Origin of the sequence: Nocardia sp. NPDC059228, assembly GCF_042754245.1 — a bacterium.
Lineage (GTDB): Bacteria > Actinomycetota > Actinomycetes > Mycobacteriales > Mycobacteriaceae > Nocardia.
In genome coordinates, this window is record NZ_JBHZAL010000056.1 from 1 (window position 1) to 23,284 (window position 23,284).

The window sequence follows — 23,284 nt, forward strand, 5'->3', positions numbered from 1 at the left end:
GTGCAGGGACACTAAACACCCCCTGCGGGTGCATTTAGTGTCCCTGCACCAGCCAGCCAGACAGTTGAGTGCAGAAGGACGGTCGGTGGGGCAAACAGGGTGAGAGAGAACGTGGACAAGACGGGGGAGAGACTCAACGGAAGGAAACTAGACGAGGGAGCGAACAAGACGAGGAACGAGACCTGCACGGGCGTGGCCGCTCGTGGTTGTAGTAGTTGAGGAAGTCCATCAACGCGGCGCGGCGGGCATTTTCGGAGTCGTATCCGCGGACCTTGCCGTTGGCGCGGGGTGTGTAGGGGCGGGTCCGTTTGTGTGCGATCCCAGTACATTCCTGCCAGCGCTTCCGGGGAGCCGCGCCCATGCGCCCACCAGCCGCCGGTCGGGATGCGCCCGAGTTTCTTCACATCGCCGTGGACCAGGCTCGACGACGCGCGGGTTGTCCGTTGTGACCCACCGCCAGAGAGGCTGGAAACAAGTAGTCGGCTACCCTTGAGCAACGCCACTCCTGTGGCAGTCTCCTATCCAGGCACGAGAAGTCGGATCAGGAGTTCAGATGCTGTCATCAAGTAGCGATGCGTCAGGAGCTGCGAGGGCCGCTCGGCTTGCTGCGAGTGGCGCAGCGGTTGCATTATCGGCGACAGTGCTCATGGCTTGCAGCGGACAACATTCTCAGCCATCACCGAGCCAGTCAACTTCACCTGCAGTGACATCCTCGCCTCAGGTGACATCGCCCCAGCCATCCGGTTCGACTGTTTCCTCGTCCCCGCCGATTGCGACATCCCCGCCTGAGGCGTCGACACCTGCCGGACAGCAGTTTCCCACCATAGAACCGGGCGGAACTCGTCCACTGGGCGGTCGGCCAGCTAATCCGCCGCATACGCCCGAGGTTCCATCACAATCCGTACTGCCAAGCCCGGCACCGAAACCCTCGCCATCGGGACCTGACATTCGTCTACCTCTTCCGGAGGGCACACCCGGCACCGCACCTGCCCCTAGCGGCACGCCCGGCGGTCCGTGAGATGAGTGAGCAGTCGGCGGCGTCGACATCGCCAGCGGGAATCCACAGATGGCTCGGTGTCATCGGGGCGGTTATCGCGCCGACCACGATCGTCACGGCTCTGTGCTATTACTTCGGCTACACCTACACCCGCACGAAACTTGCCTACTTCGGCGTCGACTGCGATGCCCTTGGATTCAGTTCCAGCGACTACGTTCTGGGAAGTGTCAGCGTGCTGTATGCCCCGCTCTTGCTTCTTATGGTGGGGTGGTTCGCAGCAGTGCGGGTAGGGGACTACGCACGTCGCCTCATCAGGACCGGACAGCGACCACGCCTCGTTCGCAACATCGGCCGAACCGTGCTCGTGCTCGGAGCAGTACTGATCGTCACTGGAATCATCGGAGTGATGGTGCCCTGGCTCACGCCCAGATCCACGGTCGCCTCCTGGGCGTTCTCGCCTACGGCACTCGGATTGGGTGGTCTCGCGGTAGTTGGCGGCTATTGGATCCTGCCCGCGTCAACGACCGCGCCGAATACACCGGCGCCGATCGCGCGAGTGAACCAGATCCTCGCGATCGCCGTCAGTCTCCTGGCGCTGTTTGCCGTAATGCACTCCTTCGCTTCCAGGCTGGGCAATGATGCCGCTCAAACTGCCGCCTACAACCTCTGGGTTAAGGAGTCGGTAGTCTCCGTCGTGACGGACAAACGCTTGGACGTGCCGAGTAATTTGATCGCGGAAACTCTGGTCGAGGCTCAACCGGGCAAGCCTCCGGCGTTCCGCTATCAATGCTTCCGTACGCTGGTCGCGCGACGCGACCTGTGGGTTCTCGTCCCCGCAAAATGGTCCCGCGACAACGGGTTCGCCGTGATTATTCCCACCGACTCCCCCGTCGTCCGCGTCTCACGGTCGAGCGACTTCAGAAAGATTGCTGAAGCGCACCCCGATCCCCGGACAGTGCCTTGGCAATGTCCAGAACGCGCACCGAACCCATAGATCAGCCCACTGCGTCAACCCGGCCGGGCTCCAAGCTTGGTCCCTTGAAGCTAACCCGCCGTGGATCAGTGGCAGGGCTCTTTACGTGGCACATTGGAGCTGCGGTAGAGCTCCTGCCGGGATGTCTCGATCACATGGGCTCCAGGCTTCAAGTATGCCGGCACGGGTGGGTTCACGGTGTGGGATTGAGAGGCACCTGGCTACGCGTGCTGAGGTTTGCCGCCCAATGGCATCCACGGCATTGAGTCGTATCCACCCGGTCGTTGAATCGCGAACGCCGCAGCCACCGAGGCATTGTTGACTGCTACATCTGCTGGGAGACCTACCGCTATTGATGCTACGAGGTGTGCCGTAAATGCGTCGCTGGCACCAGTTGTGTCGATCACTTTGTCGGCATGATGAGCGGGGAATCTGTCGAGTTTGCCGTTTAGGAATTGGAGGGAGCCGTTTTCGCCGCAGGTGACCATGACATGTGGAATCCCTGTTTCTTTGTGGATCTGGCGAGGAAGGGTTTCGACATCGTTCGATGGCATCCTTCCGAGCTCCTGGATGAAGGTTCGAGCCTCAGCCAGGTTGGGTACCACAATGTCGACGGCTTTGAAGGGGAGTGAGTGCGTGCCTTCGGGTACGGGGAACGGTTGAAGCGCAACCTGCGCCTTGCTCTCGTGAAGGATTGTGAGTGCTTCTGTAGCGCTGGCGAGCGGCATTTCGAGAGTCATTAGTACTCCGTCCGCACTCTTCAGCTGAGCCGAAGCTTTTCGGATATCCTCGGTTGTGATTGCCATGCTTTCCGGGATCCTCCACAAAAAAGCAGTTTGTCCCGAATCTCCCACGAAACAGATACAGATCGCCGTGCCGGATTTCTGATCGTGCCGCATCAAACTTGTGTCTATACCGTGCACTTGCAGAGTATTGAGGATTGTTAGTCCAGCCGGGTCTTCAGCAATCACGCCAACCGCAGATACTCTTGCACCGAGTCGCGCCAGGGCAATGGCTTGATTCAGTCCCTTTCCGCCGGGAGTAAGTCGGACGGAATCGGCAATGATGTTATCGTCCCACATCGGGATACTAGCTGTGTTAGCAATGCAATCCGCTACATATGACCCGATCACGATGAAATGTAGATCTCTAACGTCTTTCATTGGGTCGGATACTTCCATTGCTCTCCTGTACCCCGATACTGATCGAGGGGGATGGGGCTGGTGCCCGGAAGCATGCGAGACCGGTAGAGGCGACCGTTGAGGTGGTCGATCTCGTGAGCAACCAGCCGAGCAAGCCCCTGTTGGAACACCGTGAGCTGCGTGCGTCCGTCGATGTCTATATGTTCGACATGAATCGCGAGTGGTCGAGGTACCTTGCCGCGTACATCGAAGAAACTGAGGCACCCCTCGTACTGAATATCGATGTTGACCGACTCGTCAATCACTATCGGGTTGAGAAGGGTCACCATTGTGCCGTCGGGTGCGCGTACGACTGCAGCAGATCGGGGTATTCCGACCTGGGGTGCGGCGATACCCATCCCTTTACTGAACGTGTGGACGCTTGCGACTCTATTGAGTGCAGATTGGAGTTCAGCGGTGACTCTACGGGCATCGTCGGCCTCGTTTGGGAGGTCGAATGGACGTGCGACCGTAGTCAGGATGGGATCGCCCTCCTGAATAATCCCGAGGGCAGTCATTTGTTCGCTAGGGAGCGTTTCGGATGTGGGCATTTCGTCCTTCGGATGGTGGTTTTTGAAACGCCATTCAAGCCGGTATCGTGCATGTAGTGGAGGATTGTTTGAACTCCATGAGTATTTGATTCGGTCCTCGTTGACAGTGCGTTGAATTGGATCCCTGAATGGAAGGGCCTCGGCGCTCATTGACGTTTCCATACCCCAAACTTTCGGATTCAGTTCCGATGGAAAGTCGAGCTGTACTACAATTCGATCGGTTGGGAGTCTGATCGCCCGCTGGAACCATTGCCCCCATTTTTCATCACCGACTGTGTATGAATACTGAATCTCGGCGGACTCATCCGGATATAATGGGAAGTGCGAGCCATCATTTTCGAATAGGAGCCAGAGCTCTTTGAACGCATCACGATCATGCTGGACTCTCCAGGTCATTGGCTCGTCGCCGCAATATGCTGAGAGATTGAGCTCTTCCCATGTCAGCGGATTGTTGCGATAAAGTTCGTTCGAACGCTCGGGTGATCCGGGATGGCGATCGACCGAGATTCTGATCAAGTAACGATAGATGGGTTCACTGCCGCAATTCTTGATACGTCGCCTTTGCGACGCTTGATATGTCCCAGTGAGATGGTCGTATCTGAGTACGGCCTCGTCGAGCTCGACGACGAGATCGGAGTCGTGCGCCGGCTGGCCAGGCGGGGGAGTCCTGGCTTTCGTCGTCGCTCGTGTCCCTGTCGACTGCATCGCGGCCCTGTGGGCGCGGCGGATCGCTCCCCCGGCTGCGAGCTTCTCGTCGGCGCGCTTCGCGAAGTCGGCGCTCGGGAACTCCTGGAAGTTCTCGATCTTCGTTACATACGAGCGGCTGTAGTGCATCGCCTGCGACAGGCCCGCCGCAGAGAATCCGCGGTTCTCTCGCCACCGCTTCAACTCGCCAACGAAGTTCGCGATCTCGTCGTCAGGCACTTGATGCGCCTCCCCCTGTGAGTGATGTTGAGCCGCTGAGTGAGCGCTGCGCACAGTATCGCCGAACCTGCCGCGGGGTGTTGCCTAGTACGCATGAACGATTCGCTGACGCTCGAATCAGGAGTTGGAGCTGCCGATGGCCCGCTCCAGCCGGGCGATTCTGGTCGCCAGATCGGCTGTGACAGAGCGGAGTTCGCTGAGCTGATCCTGAACGGACTGCGTCGATGCGTTCGAATCTTCGTCAGGCAGAGGGTCATTGACGTACACGCCAACCGCCGGCCGTGCGAGAAGCCAGCCTTCATCTTCAAGCAGGCGCACGGCCTTCTGGGCCGTACCGAGCGAGACGTCATACCTGACAGCGAGTCGACGATGCCCGGGAATCTTGTTCTGGTCGTCCTGGAGCGTGCCATTGCGGATGTCGGTCTTGATTGCTGCTATCACCCGCTCGTAGGCGGTCAACGCCTGGCTCGCGCTCTCCATGGCTGCAGTTTACGTACGCCCGCTCTGTATCGGCGTGCATCACCCCTTGCTCATACTGATGCATATCAGTATGATGCAGTATATATCGCTCGTCCGTTGGGGATGGAGGTGTAGCGATGGTTTCTTGACGATCCGAGATTGGTTCGGCTCTGTGCCGACAAACAGAAGCCCCCGATAGCGCCAACTACCGAGGGCCAAGTCACCAAAGCGGTTCCAGCCGCTTCAGCAGATCTTCTATCTCCCAGAGACAGGACTCCCTGAGACATGTCCATCGTAGCTGGCCGTTTGGCCGCACCGGAATTCCGCACGTCAAAACCGCCCCGTAAATCGGTGCGTTCCCGCACTCTGGCGCGCTTCGAGCGCGCGGTCGACCCCGACAACCTGTTGTCTCCCACCGAACGGGCGTGGCGAGCGCAGCAGCTTCGCGCCATGTCGCAGTTCTTCCGCACGAACCGTCGCCACGGTCGAGGGGTGGCCTGATGCGAGACTTCATGGGCGCGAACGTTTCCCACGTCGACGAATACGGCCATCAGGCCGATGTTGACGATGTCTTTGCGACTTCCCACGTCCGCGGATCCTTCCGAGTCCGCTACGCCCGCAATATCGCGCGAATCGTCGTCACGGTCACCTCTGCGTCCTTCGATGAGATGGGGATGCAGCTGACCCTGGAGCAGGCGACCCTGCTGCAGGAACTCCTGGGCGCAGGCATTGCCGATATGTCCGCGGACACCCCCACCGTAGAGGCGGTTTTGGAGCTGCCCGCCGGGGGTGCCCGGTGATGCTGCCTTTCCCGATCCTGGCCGTCTTGTTCGTGTTGGCGGCGCTGTTCTTCTTCACCGCGCCAAGCACTTTCCTGGCCGTGGTCTTCCTGATCACACTGTGGGCGCTTTGGCGGCGCCGCGCGCATCGATGGGGGATGCGGCGATGAACCACCCCGAATACCACGGATACGCCGCCGGCACCTACCGCTCGCCGTTCGGATACGAGACAGAAAACCCTGTACAGGACAACGCTTTCAGCGCCTCCCGCTGGGTGCTGCGCACGGGACTGCTCGTCCCGCCGGAACACCGCCTGAAGCTGTTCGTCCTTGCACTCACCTTCGCGACGGGCCTGTACGCGGGCGCGCTGCTCTTCGACCGCCCCAGCCATGACCCCGCCACAGTCATCGTCTGTCCTGGCGCGGTCCCCGGACCCGTCGCGGTGCTCCCCGCCGAGTGCAGGACACAGGGAGCGGACCGATGAACCTGCCGAAAGTCTGGGGTCCGGCCGAGTGGGCACGCGCCGCCGCGCCAGCGATCCCGCTTATTAGTGTCGACCACGGGGTTATGCGTTCCGAGGCCACCGCGCACCGGGCGATGAATGTGGGCGACGGCAAGTGGGTGTTCACCGGACTGCCAGGCCGCCAGTTCACCCCGGAGCAGGCCAAGGCCGGCATGCGGTTGGCGGTCGCGCCGGACCGCCTGGAGGCAACGGGCTGGGCGAAGACGCTCGGGCTCACCGTAAATGAAGCCGTCGGGCTCATCGGCACCACCACTGCGGCCATCGAGAAGAGCGCGGCCCCGACCGAGCTGGATCACGGTTGGGAGCTGGATCGATGATCGGCCCGAAGAATATTCGTAGCCAGGACTTGCCTGATGCGACCGGAGATCGATTCGGGGTGCCCACGTTCTACTGGGGCACTGCACCGGACGGCCTGGCTACGCGGCGCCAATTGCGACAGCAAGGCCTGCGGCCCAATGGACAGGAGATCGCAGCACAGGTCCTTCGCCCTCGCCGAGGCGGGCGAGAACCTTTGGCCGCCTACCTATTTCGCGTCGACCAGGCCGCACCAAAACGCGAGGCGACCCCGGCGCAGTTGACCGCGCTAGCCAAGGCCACCCGCGAGCATCAGCTGCGGGCATTTGAACGGCACGGGTTCGACCGCGGCGACTTCGAACGCGTCCTCGAATCCGGGACACCCTGGGAAATCTCCAACCCGGTCGCCACCGGTACGGCAGCCGCGTCGGCGGTTGCCAATCCGACATTCCCGGAACCAGGTTGGGAGTTGGACTGGTGAGCGGCGACCCCAATATGCACGACGTCCCGACCGGCTTGCAGGTCACTCCGATCGACGTAACGGTAGCCGGATTCCGGTTGGTGTTCCGTGCTGTGTGCGAGGGGCACCCGAGCTGTCGAGACGGCTACGGCCTGCGGTGGATGGCCGATAGCTCCGAGGACCTGCACGACCGCATCTATCCCGCCTTCCGCGCCCACGTCGCAGCGATGGCCGAGTTCGGTGAATCGATCAGCCTCGACCAGGATCGGGGGTTGGACCGGTGAACGCACACTCGGTCGGTATCCGAGCCACCGACACACGCATGTGGTTCGACGAACTGCCACACAGCGCCGAGCGCGGAGCTCGCGGCTGGCGGGTTTCGTGGCTCCCGGGGCACGACGACCTCAACGTCGAGCAGGCCCACGATGCATTGGTTGTCGCGAAACTCTCGACGTCCTATCGCATGCCGGAATTGGCTCGACGGGACTGGCCGCGAATTCAGCAACTCGCCCGCGGGATCGGGGTGAACCCGCGCGATGCGGTCAAGCTGGTCCGCGACGTCGAAGCCCAGGCCCGTGATCGAGCTCGGCCTATGCCTGCGGCGCAGGTCCCGCACCTGGAGGTCCATGCAGAGGCACACCCCGAGCTGTGGGATCGAACGATCTGGGTGGATGCGTCGGCACTGCCAACAGTGCACACACCGGGCCGCGTCGCAGGGCAGTGGCTGTGTTCGGGCGAGTTCCTCGACCTGGAGCGGGGGCTCGACCGATGACCGACGAATCCGTCACCGAGCACCTCGATTCCGAAGGGATCGCCACCGTCGAGGCGGCGAGGGAGCTGACCAACCGCATCAATGCCACGGTCGCGCAGCTCTGGGAGCTGGTCAGCCAGGCGTACCTCACCCGAGTCTGGATTGCCCTGGATTACCGGTCCTGGGACGACTACTGCGCCGCCGAATTCGACCGTGCTCGTATCCGACTTCCCCGCGAAGAACGGACCGAAGTCATTGCTTCCCTGCGTGAAATCGGCATGAGCACCCGCGCGATAGCCGCTGCCACTGGCCTGAGCCAGCCGACTGTCTCGCGGGAGCTTTCGTCAGGTGATTCAAATGAATCACCTGACTTGGTGGTCGGTTTGGACGGCAAGTCCTACCAACCTGGTCAGCCCGACCTCGGACAGCTTTCGGACGACGATGAGCTCGCGGCCGAAGCCGGAGAACCGACAGGTCCGGATCGCACGCGCAGGCGCGCCCCGATCACGAAGTCGTTCGACACCGCGCGCCGAAAGCTGTGCAGCGACGCCAAAACGCTGGCCCGTCTGATCGAGGACGACCGCTTCGACCACTACGCCACTCAGTTGGCCGAGCAGCATCTCGGCGACCTGTGGCGGGCCCGCGATGCCCTGCAAGCCGTGCTCGACCGGCTGCCCAATCCATTCGAACAGTCCCGGGAGGGATAAACCATGCACCTGATCGACCCTGACAACTCCGGGTCCGACACCGAGCCCGCCATTGCCTTGAGCATGCCGCAGATCGTGAACATGGACGCCGCCATGGCGCGGCGTGAGTTGGAGCGCAACACCAACAATCGCCCGGTCCGGCTCGCGCGAGTCCAGCAGTACCTCGATGACATGACAGCCGGCCGCTGGCGCTTCAACGGCGAATCGATCAAGTTCGACGAGGACGGCCAACTCCTCGACGGCCAGCACCGGCTGATGGCCCTGGCCCACACCGCCGGGCTGGTGCTGCCGATGTTGGTCGTGCGCAACCTGCCTCGCGAAACCCAGGTCACGATGGACCAGGGCACCAAACGCAGCCCCGCCGATCAGCTCACCATCGCCGGGCTCGCCGGTCACAACCCCACCATGGTTGCCGCCGCTCTGCGGGTGTTCCTGGTGTGGATGGAGGGCAACCTTTTCGGCGACGTCGTCCGTAACCCCGCGCCTGTGTCGACGACCAAGGTGGTCGAGTTCGCCGACGCCTATCCCGACATCGTCGCTCGCGCCGAACGATTCGCCACCGTCGCCACGCGATTGAAGTGTCGCCCCGCGGTGGCATGCGCGGTCGCGATCCGGCTCTCGGAGATCGACGACGCCGCAGCAGTTGAGTTCATCCGACTGTGGGACACCGGCGTTGGACTCGACGGTGGATCTTCGATTCTCGCCCTGCGCGAGCGGCTCGACTCCATCCGCACCACCCGCACCCGAACCAGCGACCGCGACTACATCGGCCTCGTCGTCGCCGCCTGGAACTACTGGCGCCGCGGCAAGCAGGTCTCGAAACTGCAGCGCCCCAAAGGCGGCTGGACCCTCGAGAACTTCCCGGAGCCAAGATGACCCACACCGTCACGGACCTGTTCAGCGGCGGCTGGCTGGGGCAGCGAGTCGGCGAATCGCTAGGGGCCGCAGCATGAACGAGCATTCGCACGGCTCGTCGTTCGACCGGGTAGTCGATGCACTGCGGCAGGTGACCACCGAGGCCGCCAACAAATCGGGGGAGTGGACCAAATTCCGGTGTCCGGCCCACGACGACCACGACCCCTCGCTCGGTGTGAAATACGACCCGCAGCGGGAAAAGACCATCGTGGTCTGCTTCGCCCGCTGCCCACAGGAAGACGTCCTGGCCGCGGCCAACCTGCGCGTGCGCGACCTGTTCGATCACCTACCCGACCGCACCGGACAGTACCGGCCTCGGGGCGACCAGCGGCACCGACCCACCACTGCGACCTCGCGGGAACAGCGGCCTCAACCGCATCGACCTGATCGCGATTTGGGGGCGGTCGTCGGTCCCAAGCGGTGGGTCGCGGACTACGACTACACCAGCGCGACCAACGATCCGGTCGGACGAGTGATCCGCTACAAGGTGCGCTACGAGCGGGGGGAAGGGAAGACCTTCAGCCAGCGACGGTGGGACGCCGACCGACACATGTGGGTGCCGGGCGGGTTCGACCCGGTGCTGTATCGGGCGCCGATCGTCGCCTGGGCCATCGCGAACCGACACCCGATCGTGGTGTGCGAGGGCGAGAAGGACGTCGACCGCGCCATCGACGCCGGATATCCCGCCACATGCAACGCCGGCGGGGCCGGCAAGTTCCGCATCGAGCACGCCGAGCAGCTGCGCGGAGCCGCCCACATCGCCATCGTCGCCGACCGTGACCGACCTGGATTCGAACACGCAGCACAGGTTTACAGCCGCCTGCACGAGTCGGTCGGCCACATCGACGTCCTCTACGCCGCCACCGGCAAGGACCTCTCCGACCACCTCGACGCCGGCCACGACATCAATGACCTCCATGCCATCAGCCCCGACCAACTCGTCCCCTACCTCCGAGGGCTGCACGACCACGGGCAGAGCGCCGGTACCAGTGGACAGGCAGCGGCTTCGGCCATCCGCCACCCCGAACGTGTTCGGCCCGAACTGGATTGGGGGTTGGACCGATGACGGCTGCGAATCAGTCTCCGCTGTGCGGGTGTGGGTGCGGCCAGTCGGGTGATTTCAGCCGCGGCATGTGCGCCACCTCCTACAAGCGTTATCGGCGCCGCCAAATCGCGTACGGCCGTTGGCAACCCCGCGTGCCCGCCGATGCTGCCCGCGACCACCTCGCCGCGCTGACCGCCGCCGGGCTGCGCCCCAAGCAGGTCGCCGACCTGGCCGGGATCAGTGCCGCGACCGTCGGCAACATTACCGATCCGACGACGGGTCGCATTCAGGCCCAGATCGAACGGGCCGTGCTCGCGATCGAAATCCCCAGCAGGCCAGGCGATGTCGCTCCCGACAATGCCCTGGTGCCGATCATCGGCGCCGCGCGACGCATCCAAGCGCTCGTCGCCTACGGCTACCCGCAATCCCACCTTGCCCGCGAACTGGGCATCAATCCCGCGCACACCACCATGGCCGCACTTGTCGGCCGACCCAACCACAGCTCGGGCGCCACTGGGCAATCGATCACCGCCAAACGGGAACGCGCGATCAAGGACCTGTTCGACCGGCTGCAGCTGACCCCCGGCCCGTCCAACCGCGCCCGCGACTACGGACGCCGCCATGGTTGGCCGTTGCCGTTCGAATGGGACGAAGACAGCATCGACCGGCCCGACGCCACCCCGGTCCGGGCACGGTGGACTGCCGCGTCGGCGCAGGCCGAACGCCGCGACCAAGTCGCGCAGCTCAGTGACCGCGGCCTGCCGAACTGGCAGATCGCGTTCGAGCTCGGCATCACCAAACGCACCGTCGAGCGGATCCGTCACGCCGCGCCAGTCGGCGCGCCCGAGCTGGATTGGGGGCTGGATCGATGAGTCGACCACGCCCTAATCCGCGGCTGCGGTGGACCGAGCGCGACGAACAGTTGACCTGCTTCGCCAGTCAGCAATGGTGTCTGGACCTTGCCACCTTCGGGCTGCTCGCAGGCACCGAACGGAGCCGCACCTATGAGTTGCTGGCCCGGCTGCGTGACGGTTTCGGAGTCGCGCAATCGGTCGCGATCTATCCCGAGGGCCATGACCGGGAGGTCACCGTCATCTGGCCGTGGCCCGCCGTCGCTGCCGAGCGGCTCGGGCATTCGGTGTCGGCGTGGAGTCCGAGCCGCACCAACATCGTCCACAAGCTCGCCGTGTCCCGCGTCCGCGCCGCCCTGTGTGGGCTCGAACCGGGTCTGTGGGTGCCGGAACGAAAACTGTTGCGCGAAGCCGCGATCGACGCCGGGCAGCGGCCGGGCGGCGTGTCGGCCGTCGACCGTCGCGGATTGGTGCCGCGTCTGCCGGGCCCGGTGGCCCGCCGGCACGTGCACGACGGCCGCTACCTGTATCGGGGCGGATGGCTGTCGGTCGAGGTGGAGCTTTCGCTGAAACGGCCCTCACGGAAACGTTTGGGCCACACCGTGTTCCGCGCCTATCAACGGGCCGCGGCAGTCGGCGACGGGCTGCTGTACCTGTACAAGACCGACCGCATCGGCAACGCCCTCGAACGTGCCGTGCTCGATCTCATCGGCTCCGGCCGCGTGCCCGCACACCCCGACATCCGGCTACGACCCCTGCAGCAGGTCCTCGACGACCGCTCCATCGACCTACCCACCCTCGGAGAGGAGGACGCTTCGTGAACCCCTTGAATCAGTTCATCGCGCTGTCGGACAACGATTGCCGACCACTCATCACCCCATTCGACTGCGGACCGGCCGCGGCCTCCGCCACGCCGGCACCGACCACCGAGCCCTCGGCTGCCGTGGCCCAATGCCATCCGCTGATCACCGCGAGCGACTGCGGACCGACCACCACACCGGCACCGGGACAGCACCCGGCCATCGACCTCACATCCGAGACCGCGCACCAGGAGCCGGGCTGGCTGCACTTCATGAACAGCCACGACCCCTCGCTGAGTGTGCACCTACCGTGGCTGCACGACCTGGGCACGGTACTGGCCGACACCGGTGTCGCGGTCGGATTCACCGGCGCGGTCGTCACCGCCGCGAGCCTGGCGGCCCGTCGCAACGGGTGGGACCCGGCCCGGCTGCGCAACCTGGCGATCGGGTCGATGATCCTGCCGGTCAGCACCGTCGCGGTCACGACCTCGCTGCGGTCGCCGCTGGAGTTGTTCGGGCACGGCGCGGCTCTGGCCGTCGACGCCGACCTGCTGCCCGCTCTGCTTGACATGAGCGTGACCGGCCTGCCTGTCGGGCTGGCGTTCGCGACATGGTGGTGGGCGCGCCGCTGCAACCAGCTGCACACCGTCGGCAAGCGCGATATTCCCGCGACGGAGCGGGCACAGCGCCACGATATCGACGCAAAGTTCACCGCCGCCCGCGCTCTCGCGACCCGCGCCACTCCACTCACGGTCGTCACCGGTCACGGCCGCGGGCGCCGTCAGATCGTGTTGGGTCGCCGCGCCACACAGGTCAGCCAGCACCGCAAATCCGTTGCTAAGGAGCTGGTTTCGACGACCGACACCCTGTTGTCGATTCCCTACAGCGCGGTCCGCAAGAACATCGGTGTCCTCGGTGGCCCTGGAACGGGCAAGACGACCGGGCTGTGCCGGCTCTCGGTCGCCTCGCACGTGGCCAGCCACGAACGGTATCTGGCCGCGGCCGCCATGCCGAATGCCGCGCGGAAAGCGTTGGGCATCAAGCCGAAACGGGCGACAGGGATCTTTCTGTCCTGCAAGGGCGGCATCGAGGACCTGGTCACCTGGGCCGAACTCAAAGCAGGGCTACTAGCTGCGGGGGTGCATCCCTCACAGATCGCGATGGTGCCTGCCGACAAGCTCGCCCTGTGGAAGATGCTCTCGCCCGCGGCGCTGCGGCACGTCATCGAGGATCTCGCGCCGACCGAGAAGGCCGGCGACTCGGCGCAGAAGTTCTACGAGGAACTGCGCATTTCGCTGGTGCACCTGATCATCGATGCCCCTGACCCCGATGCCGGCAAGGGACCGGGCCAGAACCTGCCCGACAACTCCAAAGGGTTCATGGACCGTTTCGACGAGTTGTGGCTGTGGCACGCCTGGGGTGGGGAGATCGACCCGGACACCGGGGCCGCGTCGGTGCCCGACAACGCGCCCTACAAGGCGGAATTGAAGGCCATCGCCGCAGCCACCCAGGGCAAGCAACCCGTCCTGCCTGCCGAGGCGGCCCGCTTCGCCAACCTGTTCCGTGAATTGGACGGCGTGTTCGACGGCGATAACACGTTGCTGGACAAGCGGTTCTGGTTCATCACCGTGCCCGGCACCGCACAGAAGTCGGTCGCCACCTCCCAGGCCAGCGCGGTGATCAAGCTCGTCGAGCAGGTCGCCGCCACCGACCACGGATGCGAAATCACTTTCACCATCGACGAATTCTCCCGCGTCTCCGAAGGCGCCAGCCTCACCGACGCCTGCGAGGCCCTGCGCTCTCAAGGTGTGGCCACCATCGTCGGCGCGCACTCGTTCGAATCCCTAGCCGGTACCGACCGCGACGCCAAACAGCTGATGAAGGCGTGGTCGGGTGGGCTGCTGTGCTTCGGGCTCGAAGGCCCCGACGAGATCGTCACCCTCTATGGCACCCGCCGCGCCCTCGAACCCTCCCGGCACACCCTTAAGGACCGCCACGGTGACGAAGGTCAGGTCCGGATGCAGGACGCGCTACTGATCGACCCGAACCTGTTGCGGCGCTTGGAACCCGGGGACTGCGTCTACGTCAACCGCGGCGTCGCCATTTGGGGCCGGGTCACCCCACTCAATCCCGACCACATCACCTTGCTGCCGATGGAACCCGTTCCCGGCCGCGCCGGCGACCGCCGCGGGCGCTGGCTCCGCGCCGGCGCTGCCCTCATCCAGGGCAAGGGAGCCCCCACATGAGTCCCGCCCGCGACTTCGGCGAAGACCACCCCGACAACAACGACCAGCCCCACGACTCCGACGACGAGGAGAGCCACACCTTGATACCCCAGCCCGAACCCGACAACGACCAGCCCCAACCCGACCGCGCCATCGAGGCACCCCAACCAGCAGCCGACCGGTTCGACGTCGACACTCCCAGCGTCGGTCAGCTCTACGCCATGTTCCCCGACGCCCTCCCAAACAACCGGCCCGACCGCAAGAAAAGACACCTGGCCGCGGTCCCGGGCGCCAGCGAAGTGGCTGCGCTCCCCGACGACGTCGATGACGAAACCGTCGATTCGCTCGTCGCGACCGCGCTGCGGCTGCGGGTGCTACTCACCTTCTGGTGGCGCCCGACCGTCACCGTCCTCACCGTCACTGTGATCGCGATCTGCGCCTTCACCGTCGCCGGCGCAGTCGTCGGAATCGCCTGGTGCGCCTACGGAATCGGGTGGAGCGCCCACAGCATCTGGCACGCCCACGGCCGCCCCGAACTGCGGCAACTCCACCGCGCCCGCCGCAGCCGCTGGTGACCACCACCGCACCCATGCACTCCCCGACCCCATAACCCCCGATTGAGAGGAGCCCAACGCCCATGACCGACAACACTTCCGAGGTCGACCAGATCACCGGCGAGACGAGCCGATTCGCCAGCAACGTCTACCGGGTCATCACTAGCTGGCGTCTGATGAACCCCGACGCCACCCGCGTCCCTCGCAGCGTGCGCCGCGAAATCAACCGGCTCATCAAAGCCGACATCCAGGAACGCGAGTTCGCCCACGCGCAGGAACGTGTCCGAATCGAACGCAGCCTCATCGAGCATCGCTGGAATCTGCTGCACAACAGCGCAATCCGACCGTGGGACACCACACAGATCTGGTTCGAACGCCAACGCCAACTGGGCGTCGACCACGAGCGGTTGCGCGAACGCATCCACACCACCACCTACCTGACCGCCACCGAACGCGGGCAGGCCACCCAAACCCTCACCCAAACCCACCGCGACCCTTACACGCCGATCACCGCGGTGTTCGATCGGCCGCGCGGCATCGACGCCTTGCGGGCGAGGCTGCACGACGGATTCACCCGTCTGCGTGCCGGATTGGCCAGTCCGACCGAGCAGCAGCAGGTCCAGCGCTGGCATCAACAGCGCCGTGAACGCGCCGGACTCGGTGCTCGCGGCCTGGACCCAGCCGACCCGCTACTGCACCGGGACCCGAACCAGCCGATCAACCTGGTGCCCGTCGAGATGCCCGCACCCGGACACGTCACCGCCGCACAGCCGCAGGTCACCCTGCGGGACCTGACCGAGCGGATCAACCTCTACCGGGACGCCCTCAACTACCGCCGCCAGTACGCCGGTGAGCACCTGGCGGAGATGAAGTCTGTCGACGAGGACAACGCGCACATGCGGTCGCGGATCCTCGCCGACGCCCGCTCCCTCGGCCCCGACCAGGCCACCCTGGTCGAAACCGCGCTGCTCAGCATCGACCAAGTGCACCAGGCCCCTCCCGACCGAGCTCGACAGGACGGACCAGCGGACCAGGACCCGACGCGCACCGCGCAGGTCCAGCACGGTGACGCCGCGCGCGCCGCCGCCGATCTGGACAACAGGCACAAGATTTGGCGCATCGAGGTTCGTAGCAATCCGGCACCGGCCGACCCGAGCGTACCGATGACCATCGATTCCGAATCGTTCACGACACCGACCGAAGCCCTGCTGTGGGCCGAGCAGAAACTCGCCGACCACGGCAGCCACGCCGCGGTCCGGCTGTACCCCAAGGGAATCGACGGACAGGAGCAGTCCGAGCCGGTGTACAAGGTCGCCGGGCGTACCGACATCGTCGCCGCCCAGCTCGTCGACGATGCCCGCGCACAGAACATCGACCGCGAAAACATCCCGAACAGCACCCCGCCCGCCCCCGGCGGCGTCGAGCCGGCGCCGACCGAGCCGGGACACGGCTACGAAGTGACCGTCGGCAGTGCCGAATTCCTGCGGGCACACCCGGAAATGGCCAACCGCGCCGAATTCGCCACCCTCGCCGAGGGATACACGTGGGCTCTCGATCAACTCGGCGACGACAGCAAAGGCTGGCCCGCCGACGCCGACGTGGTCGCCAACATCCACCGGCACGGCGACCCCCAACCGCTCCATGCCGTGACCGGCCACCGCAGCGAGGCCATCGACAAGGTGATCACCTGGCAGGAAACCCACGAAACCACCCCGCTGGCCAAAATCGAGCAGCTGCAATCCGAACTACGGGCCGCGCACGCCGAGATCGGCGAGCTGCGCACCGAAAACACCGAGATGGTGCGGAAATTCGCTGAAAACTCTCCCACGCAGAGCGTCTCGACCAGCAGCGGGATCCCCGTCATGCCCACCGGGCCGCGGTTGACGAATCCGATCTTCACCGGACCGGTCCTGACCCAGTCACTCCCGAACGGACTCGACCGATGACCAGCGCCCACCTGCAGCCGAGGGCCTCGGACCCGCACCGCGACCGACGTGACGGGGGCTCGGAACAGGCCGCGTCGACAACCCGCCCCGTGCCGGTCTTGCATTGCCCGGCACCGCCGCGGAACGGAGGGATTGCTCGGTGACGCCCGATCAGGCCCGCATCAAAGTCGACAAACTCCGTGCCCACGCCGCCAGCGTCGCGGGCACACCCGAAGCAGATCTGTTCCATGCCAAGGCCGACGAGCTCGCCCGCCAATACGGCCTACTCGGTGCTCCACTCACTTCCCGGACACCGCACAGCGCCGCAGCGCCGTCTGTCAGCACCACGCGGCCGCGATCCGCCAGCACCACACCGAAAAGGACCACCATGACCAACACCAACGCCAAAACCAAGCCGCGCCGCCCCGCCAGCGACGGCACCCTCCGCAACGCCTTCACCCCGCGCACCCGCGCCGCATTCGGCCGCAACGCCAAACCCGGTACCGAGGTCACCGGTTACATCGTCGCCATGGAAGAAGAGCCCGAGCTCGACTTCCACACCAAGGCACTCAAACTCAACGCCGATGGCACCGAACGCATGGTCCCGATCCTGATCCTCCAGACCGACGGCACCACCAAACCCTACGGCGCAGGCCTGCGGAAACTGTGGGTGCGCAGCGGCATCGCCGCCGCCCTCATCGAGGCGTGCTTCGACGCCGGCGCGACGGCACCGGCCCTCGGCGGCAAGATCCGCATCCGCTACGAGGGCCTCGGCGAACCACCCGCCGAAAACTTCTCCGCCCCCAAGCTCTACACCGCGGACTACCAGCCGCCCCTCGACCAGGAGGCGTGCTGATGACTAACGGAGCCATCAAGTTCCGCCTCATCGGCGAGCGACCGGACATCACCGCCATGATCAGTGCACTCGATCCGGTTCTCGACATCATCCAGGACTGGCGCATCTACCCCGCTCAGACCGGAACCAGCGTTCGTGCCTACCTGGAAGCCCGTCCCAGCCCCATCGATGAAGGCGGCGAGGACTGATGAACCACACCTCCCGCGCCAGTCAGCGAACCAGCGGTAACGAGGACCCGGTGATCGCATCCGCAGTGTCGCCTCGGGTGTCGCAGGTGTCGCCACGCGGGTCCAGGAGGCGTGGATGACCAGCAACGGCGCCGGTTCTATCGTCGGACACAGCAACGGCGCTGTGCCCGACGACATTCCGAACGCCCAGACATCGGGTACCACCGGTGAACCCGTCGCGCCACCGTCGCCTGCCCGTCGCACGAAACGACAGCAGATGCGACACGACCGCGACGACCTCAGTGGCAAGACGATCGCGCGGATCGGATTCGGTTGCGGCGCAATTCTGTCCGTCCTTGCGAACTGGCTGTTCACCTGGATGCCGGGCGACACCAGACCCCCAGGCTGGCACCCCGGTGTCGCACCCCAAATCGGCTCCGCGGTCTGGCCTGTCGTACTCATGCTTTCCGTCGAGGTCCTACTGCGCGTGCGGTGGCGGCCCGGGATGTGGTGGAAGACAGCCCGCTACGGCGGCGCCGGCACCGTCGCCGTCGGCTCGGCCGTCATCAGCTACGGCCACGTCTACCACGTGCTCATGTCGTGGGGATACGACTCCATCGGCGCCCACGTCGGACCGCTCGCCATCGACGGATTCATGGTCATCTGCGGCTTCGCGATGCTTTCCGAGTCCACCCGAGGACAGGAACCGCCGATAGCGGACCTGAGCGGAAATGTCCATGCCCGTAGGACATTCGAACGATCAGATGCCCCGGGCGACAGCGGCGACATCGCATCCGAAACGAGCGACATCTGCGCCGATCGCGATGCGACACGAGGCGACATCGTGCCGGATATCGACCGGGACAGCCGCATCCGGGCCATGCACCGTGCGGGCATGTCCACCCGCGAGATCGGGCGCGACATCGGACTGCACCACTCGACCGTCGCACGCATCGTCGCACCACGCGACGGTAGCGACAGCGCATCCGATGCACGCGACGGACTGCATCTGATCCCCGGAGGCCCCACCAGCCCAGACCTAGGAGACCCACAGTGAGCCAGCCGTGCACCAGCCCGCCGGCTGGCTGTCGGACGGACGAGCAAACCACAAGCACCCCAGCGAGAGGAGCAACACGACATGGAAAGTGAAGAATTTCTGCAGGCGAAGGACTGCGAGGAACTGACCGGAATTCCCGAGGCCACCTGGCGCTACTGGGCGCACATCGGATCCGGGCCCCAGAGCTTCAAACTCGGTCGACGACGCGTCTGGCGCCGGTCGGTGCTCACGGCGTGGATCGCCGAACAGGAAGCCACCACCGGCCGCGGCGGAGTCGCCTCCTGATGCCGGCGCAACGCAATCTCCGATCCGGCGTCGAGGACCGCTGGTACAAGACCGTCACGGTGACCGATCCCGTCACCGGCCAAAAGACTCGGCAGAAGGTCAAGTCCAAGCTCCACGGCAAGAAGAACTGGAAACGCTGGCGCGCACGCTACGTTGACCCGAATGGCGTCGAGCACGCCCAGTCCTTCGACACGAAGATCCAAGCGCAGCAGTTCCTCGACGGTGAAGTCACGACAAAACTGGTCACCGGCACCTGGGTCGATCCCGATCGCAGCGGAGCAACCTTCAAGATCGTCGCCGAAAAGTGGTTCACCACCAAGCAATTGCGTAAACCGAAGACGGTCGCCGGGTACCGATCGCTGCTCGACACCCTCGTGCTGCCTCGCTGGCAGTCGGTTCCACTGCGGGACATCGAGTTCGAGGACATCCAGGAATGGATCGTCAACCTGACGACGGCCGGCAGCTACCGCTTCGAGGGGCGCGGACTGTCGGCCTCCCGGGTGATCCAGTCCTATCAGGTACTCGACCAGGTACTCCGCTTCGCCATCAAGGCGAAGCGGCTGGCCATCAACCCGGCCGAGGAGATCGATCTCCCGCGAATCTCGCCCGCCGAAAAGCGATACCTCACGCACCTGCAAGTCCTGCGGCTCGCAATGGCGGCAGGACGCTTCCGGCCGCTCGTATTCACTCTGGCCTACACCGGAATTCGCTTCGGAGAAGCCGTCGCACTCCGCGTTGCCGACATCGATCTCGCCAACCGGCGAATCAACGTGTCCAGATCGGCAACTCACGTCGCCGGCATGGGCATCGTCGAAAGCGACACCAAAAACCACATCCGCCGCACCGTGCCGGTCCCGGAGTTCCTTGCCAAGGAACTCGGTGCCTTCCTCGACAACCGTGACCTCGGCGCGCTCGCCTTCGAGAGCCGCAAGGGTGAGTATCTGCCGCTCGGCGAATTCCGGTGGGCCTTTGACCAAGCCACGCAGGCGGTCGGAGTGACCGGGATGGTTCCCCACGGACTACGCCACACCGCAGCATCGCTCGCGATCAGCGCCGGCGCCAATATCAAGGTCGTGCAGCGCATGCTCGGCCACAAGACTGCGACCCTGACCCTCGATCTGTACGGGCACCTGTTCGCCGACGATCTCGACGCAGTGGCGACAGCAATGAACGCGGGCGCGCAAGCTGCTGCGGACGCACTGCGGACGCAGACCGGACAAGATCAACCTGACGACCCCGAAAACCCCGGCCTATCAGTGGTTTCCTAGGTGCCCCCGGACGGGCTCGAACCGTCACTTGGCGGATTTTAAGTCCGCTGCCTCTGCCAATTGGGCTACGGGGGCGTCTGGGTCAGACTACCGAGCCGTACGGTCGTGCTGGTAGCAGGTATTTAGGGGGCGGGTCAGGGGGTGGGGGCGATCATGATGGGGGTTTGGACGGAGAGCAGGAGGGATTGGCTGGTGGAGCCGAAGACCTTGCTGACGAAGCCGCCTCGGCCTCGGGTGCCCACCACCAGAAGCTGGGTGCTGGAGGAGAGTTCGAGGAGGGAGCGTTCGGGGCTGTCGTGGGAGGTTTCGCGGTCTATGCGGACGTTGGGGTAGCGCTCCTGCCAGCCGGCCAGGCTCTCGGCGAGGACGTAGTCGTCGAGGGCGTCCATTTCGGGGTCGTCGGAGGCTCCTTCGGCGTGCAGGGCGATGACGGCCACGCCGCGGACCGAGGCTTCGTCGAGGGCCGCCGCGATGGCGGGCTCGCTGATCTTGGTGCCGTCGACGCCGACCAGGATGGGGCGGGTGAGCAGATCGGGGGGGAGGGGGACGCCGTCTCGGACCACGACGAACGGGCAGTGGGAGCGGCGGGCGAGAACCGAGCTGACCGAGCCGAGCAGGGCGCGGCGCAGGGTGCCGCCGCCGCGGGCGCCGGCCACGACCATCCGGGCGTCGCGGGTGCGTTCGAGGAGGGTGGGGACCACGGCGCCGGTGCTCAATTCGGTGGTGACCGTGAGGCCGGGGGAGATCTTGGCGGCTTCCTCGGCGGCGGTTTCCAGTAGCCAGTTGCCGTGTTCCTCCAGGCGGGAGTAGTCCTCGCTGGTGATCGCGGTGCCCAGGCCCAGACCCTGATCGGGGGTGATCTCGAGGACGCGCAGCAGGTGCAGGGGCGCGTGGTGCAGGGCGGCGGTGTGGGCCGCCCAGGCGACGGCCGAACCGGCCGATTCGTCCACGGCGACGATGACGGCTTCCCCTGTCGACATGCTGAGTCCTCTCCCATCGTGAATCACGCGGTGCGGCTGCGGGATAGCTGAGCGGTCGCCATCGACCCTACGCCGACGCGGGCCCGCCGCGGCCGAGCGGCACCGCGATCCGGGTCACGGGAATTCCGGTCAGGTCCCGGACCGGCGGCGGAACACACCCGCGGCCCCGCCGAGGGGTGTACGGGGACTCGGCGGGGCCGCGGGGCCGGGCTGCGAGCAGCCCATGCAGGCATCCTGGTACCTCAACCCACGTTGAGGTCAAGGCCCGGGGGCGGACCGCCGGCTCGGCGGAAGTGCGTGAGGTTTTCGGCGAGGAAGTCATCCAGGGTGCGCGGCGCACGCCCCAGTATGTGGGCCACCACGCCCGTGGGCCGCTCGAGCCGGGTCCGGGCCAGGAGCTGGATCTCTGTCACGTGGGCGGCCAGCCAGTCGGGCAGATGCGCCTGCCGAATCAGGTTGTCGCGCAGTGCCTCCGGCGGTACATCGACATAGCGGATCGGACGGCCGAGCAAGCGGGACAGCCGCGCCGCGATCTCCGGATAGCCGAAGACCTCCGCGCCGGTGAGCGTGTGTACCTGCCCCCGGAGTTCGGGCCGGGTCAGCACGGCGGCCGCGACATCCCCGATGTCACGGCAGTCGACCCAGTTGCAGGCCGTGTCGCCCATCGCTCCGACGATGACGCCTTCCGCCAGCCCGGGAGCCAGCGTCCGCAGCTTCTGCATGAAGGCGTACGGCCGCAGAATCGTATGCGCGACACCGGACCCGCGCAGCTGCTCCTCGATGGTCCAGTGCCAGCGCGAGATCGCGACGGGGGAGTCCGGTTCGGCGGCGGGCGCGGACAGCTTCACGATGTGTTCCACACCGCTGCTCACCGCCAGATCGATGGCGCGCGTCTCGAACTCGACCTGTCGCGGGCCGTTCACCATGGTGAGGAACAGCTGCGACGCGCCGTCGAACCCCGCGCGCAGCGATTCCGGGTCGGCGGCATCGGCGGCCGCGAACTCCACGCCGCGCACCTCGCCGAGCCGATCTCGCAATCGGGCGGGGTCCCGGCTCAGGGCCCGGCACGGCACCCCGAGTTCTCGGAGCCCTTGCAGCGCAGCGCCGCCGGTCTCCCCGGACGCTCCCATCACCACGATCATTCCGATGTCCTTTCGCCTGCCGAAACCAGCCCGGTCAGCACGAGGTCGACGACCCGCTCGGCGTAGTCGCCGGACAGTGGTTCCCGAGTGAGCAGTTTGCGGAAATGAATTGGCGCCGTCAGTATTTCGAGCACCAGCCAGGGGTCCGGAGCCGTCTCCAGTTCGCCGCGTTCGACGGCGCGATCGAGCATCACGCGTGCGCCGTCCAGGCGAACCCGCCAGAATTCCGCGCGGGATTCCGAGAGTTCCGGGTTGTCGCTCGCACTCGCCATGGCCCGCCCGAGCATCGTGCCGAGTGGCGAATCGACGATCGCCACCATGGATCGGTTGAATGCGATCAGGTCCGTGCGCAGTGATCCGGTATCCGGCACGGGCAGGTTCTCCGCGCTGTGCTCGAGCATCGCGTCGAAGATCAGCCGCTCGCGGGTCTTCCAGCGCCGGTAGATCGAGCTCTCGTGCACGCCCGCCCGGGTGGCGACCGCGCCGATGCTCAGCTGGTCGAATCCATTGTCGGCCAGCACTTCCAAGGTCGCGTCCAGCACGGCCTGCCGGACGCGTGCGGAGCGGCCGCCGGTCCGGCGGCGAACTTCGGAATCGGTCACCCGGCAATATTAA

The 23,284-nt window shown here is 65.4% G+C and carries 28 protein-coding genes, 1 tRNA gene and 1 pseudogene; 22 read left to right on the forward strand and 8 right to left on the reverse strand.

Annotation, left to right across the window (positions count from 1 at the left end):
* Positions 1–193: 193 nt before the first annotated feature.
* Positions 194–319: pseudogene (locus tag ACFXKA_RS40225) on the reverse strand (IS481 family transposase); the annotation flags it as partial.
* A 700-nt stretch (positions 320–1,019) separates the two neighbouring features.
* On the opposite strand from ACFXKA_RS40225, the gene ACFXKA_RS40230 reads away from it, so the two are divergent.
* On the forward strand, positions 1,020–1,991 hold the full coding sequence (locus ACFXKA_RS40230; protein WP_379431476.1) for a hypothetical protein: 972 nt from the start codon (positions 1,020–1,022) through the stop codon (positions 1,989–1,991).
* A 200-nt stretch (positions 1,992–2,191) separates the two neighbouring features.
* Here the strand turns inward: ACFXKA_RS40230 and ACFXKA_RS40235 are convergent, their stop codons facing one another.
* The 3 genes from ACFXKA_RS40235 to ACFXKA_RS40245 all read right to left on the reverse strand — a co-directional run bounded on the left by ACFXKA_RS40235 (position 2,192) and on the right by ACFXKA_RS40245 (position 5,106).
* The gene (locus ACFXKA_RS40235) at positions 2,192–3,151 is read right to left on the reverse strand and encodes a PfkB family carbohydrate kinase (RefSeq protein WP_379431477.1); all 960 of its coding nucleotides are present in this window, start codon (positions 3,149–3,151) and stop codon (positions 2,192–2,194) included.
* The gene (locus ACFXKA_RS40240; protein ID WP_379431478.1) at positions 3,130–4,626 is read right to left on the reverse strand and encodes a peptide deformylase; all 1,497 of its coding nucleotides are present in this window, start codon (positions 4,624–4,626) and stop codon (positions 3,130–3,132) included. The genes ACFXKA_RS40235 and ACFXKA_RS40240 overlap by 22 nt, the downstream gene beginning before the upstream one ends.
* A 117-nt stretch (positions 4,627–4,743) precedes the next feature.
* Positions 4,744–5,106: a GntR family transcriptional regulator gene (locus ACFXKA_RS40245; RefSeq protein ID WP_379431479.1), complete on the reverse strand. Its 363-nt coding sequence runs from the start codon at positions 5,104–5,106 to the stop codon at positions 4,744–4,746.
* A gap of 330 nt (positions 5,107–5,436) precedes the next feature.
* Between ACFXKA_RS40245 and ACFXKA_RS40250 the strand changes: the two genes are divergently transcribed.
* From ACFXKA_RS40250 to ACFXKA_RS40350, 21 genes are all read left to right on the forward strand, one after another.
* Positions 5,437–5,586: a hypothetical protein gene (locus tag ACFXKA_RS40250; protein ID WP_379431480.1), complete on the forward strand. Its 150-nt coding sequence runs from the start codon at positions 5,437–5,439 to the stop codon at positions 5,584–5,586.
* A complete protein-coding gene (locus ACFXKA_RS40255) occupies positions 5,586–5,885 on the forward strand; it encodes a hypothetical protein (RefSeq protein ID WP_379431481.1) in 300 nt (99 codons plus the stop codon). The genes ACFXKA_RS40250 and ACFXKA_RS40255 overlap by 1 nt, the downstream gene beginning before the upstream one ends.
* Positions 5,882–6,034, forward strand: a complete 153-nt coding sequence (locus ACFXKA_RS40260) for a hypothetical protein (RefSeq protein WP_379431482.1) — start codon at positions 5,882–5,884, stop codon at positions 6,032–6,034. The genes ACFXKA_RS40255 and ACFXKA_RS40260 overlap by 4 nt, the downstream gene beginning before the upstream one ends.
* Complete coding sequence (locus ACFXKA_RS40265) at positions 6,031–6,348, forward strand: hypothetical protein (protein WP_379431483.1); 318 nt, start codon at positions 6,031–6,033, stop codon at positions 6,346–6,348. Before ACFXKA_RS40260 ends, ACFXKA_RS40265 begins: the two co-directional genes overlap by 4 nt.
* Complete coding sequence (locus ACFXKA_RS40270) at positions 6,345–6,704, forward strand: hypothetical protein (protein WP_379431484.1); 360 nt, start codon at positions 6,345–6,347, stop codon at positions 6,702–6,704. Before ACFXKA_RS40265 ends, ACFXKA_RS40270 begins: the two co-directional genes overlap by 4 nt.
* Positions 6,701–7,162, forward strand: a complete 462-nt coding sequence (locus ACFXKA_RS40275) for an RRQRL motif-containing zinc-binding protein (RefSeq protein WP_379431485.1) — start codon at positions 6,701–6,703, stop codon at positions 7,160–7,162. The genes ACFXKA_RS40270 and ACFXKA_RS40275 overlap by 4 nt, the downstream gene beginning before the upstream one ends.
* Complete coding sequence (locus ACFXKA_RS40280) at positions 7,159–7,425, forward strand: hypothetical protein (protein ID WP_379431486.1); 267 nt, start codon at positions 7,159–7,161, stop codon at positions 7,423–7,425. The genes ACFXKA_RS40275 and ACFXKA_RS40280 overlap by 4 nt, the downstream gene beginning before the upstream one ends.
* Positions 7,422–7,913, forward strand: coding sequence for a hypothetical protein (locus ACFXKA_RS40285; protein WP_379431487.1), 492 nt, complete (start codon positions 7,422–7,424; stop codon positions 7,911–7,913). Before ACFXKA_RS40280 ends, ACFXKA_RS40285 begins: the two co-directional genes overlap by 4 nt.
* The gene (locus ACFXKA_RS40290; RefSeq protein ID WP_379431488.1) at positions 7,910–8,599 is read left to right on the forward strand and encodes a hypothetical protein; all 690 of its coding nucleotides are present in this window, start codon (positions 7,910–7,912) and stop codon (positions 8,597–8,599) included. The genes ACFXKA_RS40285 and ACFXKA_RS40290 overlap by 4 nt, the downstream gene beginning before the upstream one ends.
* Positions 8,600–8,602: 3 nt before the next feature.
* Positions 8,603–9,475 (forward strand): hypothetical protein, encoded by an 873-nt coding sequence (locus tag ACFXKA_RS40295; RefSeq protein WP_379431489.1) that lies wholly within the window; start codon positions 8,603–8,605, stop codon positions 9,473–9,475.
* Between the two features lie 73 nt (positions 9,476–9,548).
* Positions 9,549–10,580 carry a hypothetical protein gene (locus ACFXKA_RS40300; protein WP_379431490.1) on the forward strand — a complete coding sequence of 344 codons (1,032 nt, stop codon included), beginning with the start codon at positions 9,549–9,551 and terminating at the stop codon, positions 10,578–10,580.
* Between the two features lie 131 nt (positions 10,581–10,711).
* Complete coding sequence (locus ACFXKA_RS40305; protein ID WP_379431491.1) at positions 10,712–11,431, forward strand: hypothetical protein; 720 nt, start codon at positions 10,712–10,714, stop codon at positions 11,429–11,431.
* On the forward strand, positions 11,428–12,231 hold the full coding sequence (locus ACFXKA_RS40310) for a hypothetical protein (RefSeq protein ID WP_379431492.1): 804 nt from the start codon (positions 11,428–11,430) through the stop codon (positions 12,229–12,231). Before ACFXKA_RS40305 ends, ACFXKA_RS40310 begins: the two co-directional genes overlap by 4 nt.
* Entirely contained in the window at positions 12,228–14,456 is a 2,229-nt protein-coding gene (locus tag ACFXKA_RS40315; protein ID WP_379431493.1) for a hypothetical protein, read from the forward strand. The genes ACFXKA_RS40310 and ACFXKA_RS40315 overlap by 4 nt, the downstream gene beginning before the upstream one ends.
* Entirely contained in the window at positions 14,453–15,010 is a 558-nt protein-coding gene (locus tag ACFXKA_RS40320; protein WP_379431494.1) for a hypothetical protein, read from the forward strand. The genes ACFXKA_RS40315 and ACFXKA_RS40320 overlap by 4 nt, the downstream gene beginning before the upstream one ends.
* A gap of 62 nt (positions 15,011–15,072) precedes the next feature.
* Positions 15,073–16,935 carry a hypothetical protein gene (locus tag ACFXKA_RS40325; protein ID WP_379431495.1) on the forward strand — a complete coding sequence of 621 codons (1,863 nt, stop codon included), beginning with the start codon at positions 15,073–15,075 and terminating at the stop codon, positions 16,933–16,935.
* 139 nt (positions 16,936–17,074) lie between these two features.
* Positions 17,075–17,770, forward strand: a complete 696-nt coding sequence (locus tag ACFXKA_RS40330; RefSeq protein ID WP_379431496.1) for a DUF2786 domain-containing protein — start codon at positions 17,075–17,077, stop codon at positions 17,768–17,770.
* Positions 17,770–17,958, forward strand: coding sequence for a hypothetical protein (locus tag ACFXKA_RS40335; RefSeq protein ID WP_379431497.1), 189 nt, complete (start codon positions 17,770–17,772; stop codon positions 17,956–17,958). Before ACFXKA_RS40330 ends, ACFXKA_RS40335 begins: the two co-directional genes overlap by 1 nt.
* Before the next feature lie 115 nt (positions 17,959–18,073).
* Complete coding sequence (locus tag ACFXKA_RS40340) at positions 18,074–18,994, forward strand: helix-turn-helix domain-containing protein (protein ID WP_379431498.1); 921 nt, start codon at positions 18,074–18,076, stop codon at positions 18,992–18,994.
* A gap of 81 nt (positions 18,995–19,075) precedes the next feature.
* A complete protein-coding gene (locus ACFXKA_RS40345; RefSeq protein WP_379431499.1) occupies positions 19,076–19,279 on the forward strand; it encodes a helix-turn-helix transcriptional regulator in 204 nt (67 codons plus the stop codon).
* Positions 19,279–20,547, forward strand: a complete 1,269-nt coding sequence (locus tag ACFXKA_RS40350) for a tyrosine-type recombinase/integrase (RefSeq protein ID WP_379431500.1) — start codon at positions 19,279–19,281, stop codon at positions 20,545–20,547. The genes ACFXKA_RS40345 and ACFXKA_RS40350 overlap by 1 nt, the downstream gene beginning before the upstream one ends.
* Before the next feature lies 1 nt (position 20,548).
* Here ACFXKA_RS40350 and ACFXKA_RS40355 read toward each other — a convergent pair.
* The 4 genes from ACFXKA_RS40355 to ACFXKA_RS40370 form a co-directional block, all read right to left on the reverse strand.
* Positions 20,549–20,622, reverse strand: a tRNA-Leu gene (locus tag ACFXKA_RS40355).
* A gap of 59 nt (positions 20,623–20,681) precedes the next feature.
* Positions 20,682–21,527, reverse strand: coding sequence for a universal stress protein (locus ACFXKA_RS40360; protein ID WP_354833304.1), 846 nt, complete (start codon positions 21,525–21,527; stop codon positions 20,682–20,684).
* Between the two features lie 242 nt (positions 21,528–21,769).
* The gene (locus ACFXKA_RS40365; protein WP_379431501.1) at positions 21,770–22,669 is read right to left on the reverse strand and encodes an SDR family oxidoreductase; all 900 of its coding nucleotides are present in this window, start codon (positions 22,667–22,669) and stop codon (positions 21,770–21,772) included.
* Positions 22,666–23,271, reverse strand: a complete 606-nt coding sequence (locus tag ACFXKA_RS40370) for a TetR/AcrR family transcriptional regulator (protein ID WP_379431502.1) — start codon at positions 23,269–23,271, stop codon at positions 22,666–22,668. The genes ACFXKA_RS40365 and ACFXKA_RS40370 overlap by 4 nt, the downstream gene beginning before the upstream one ends.
* Positions 23,272–23,284: the final 13 nt, after the last annotated feature.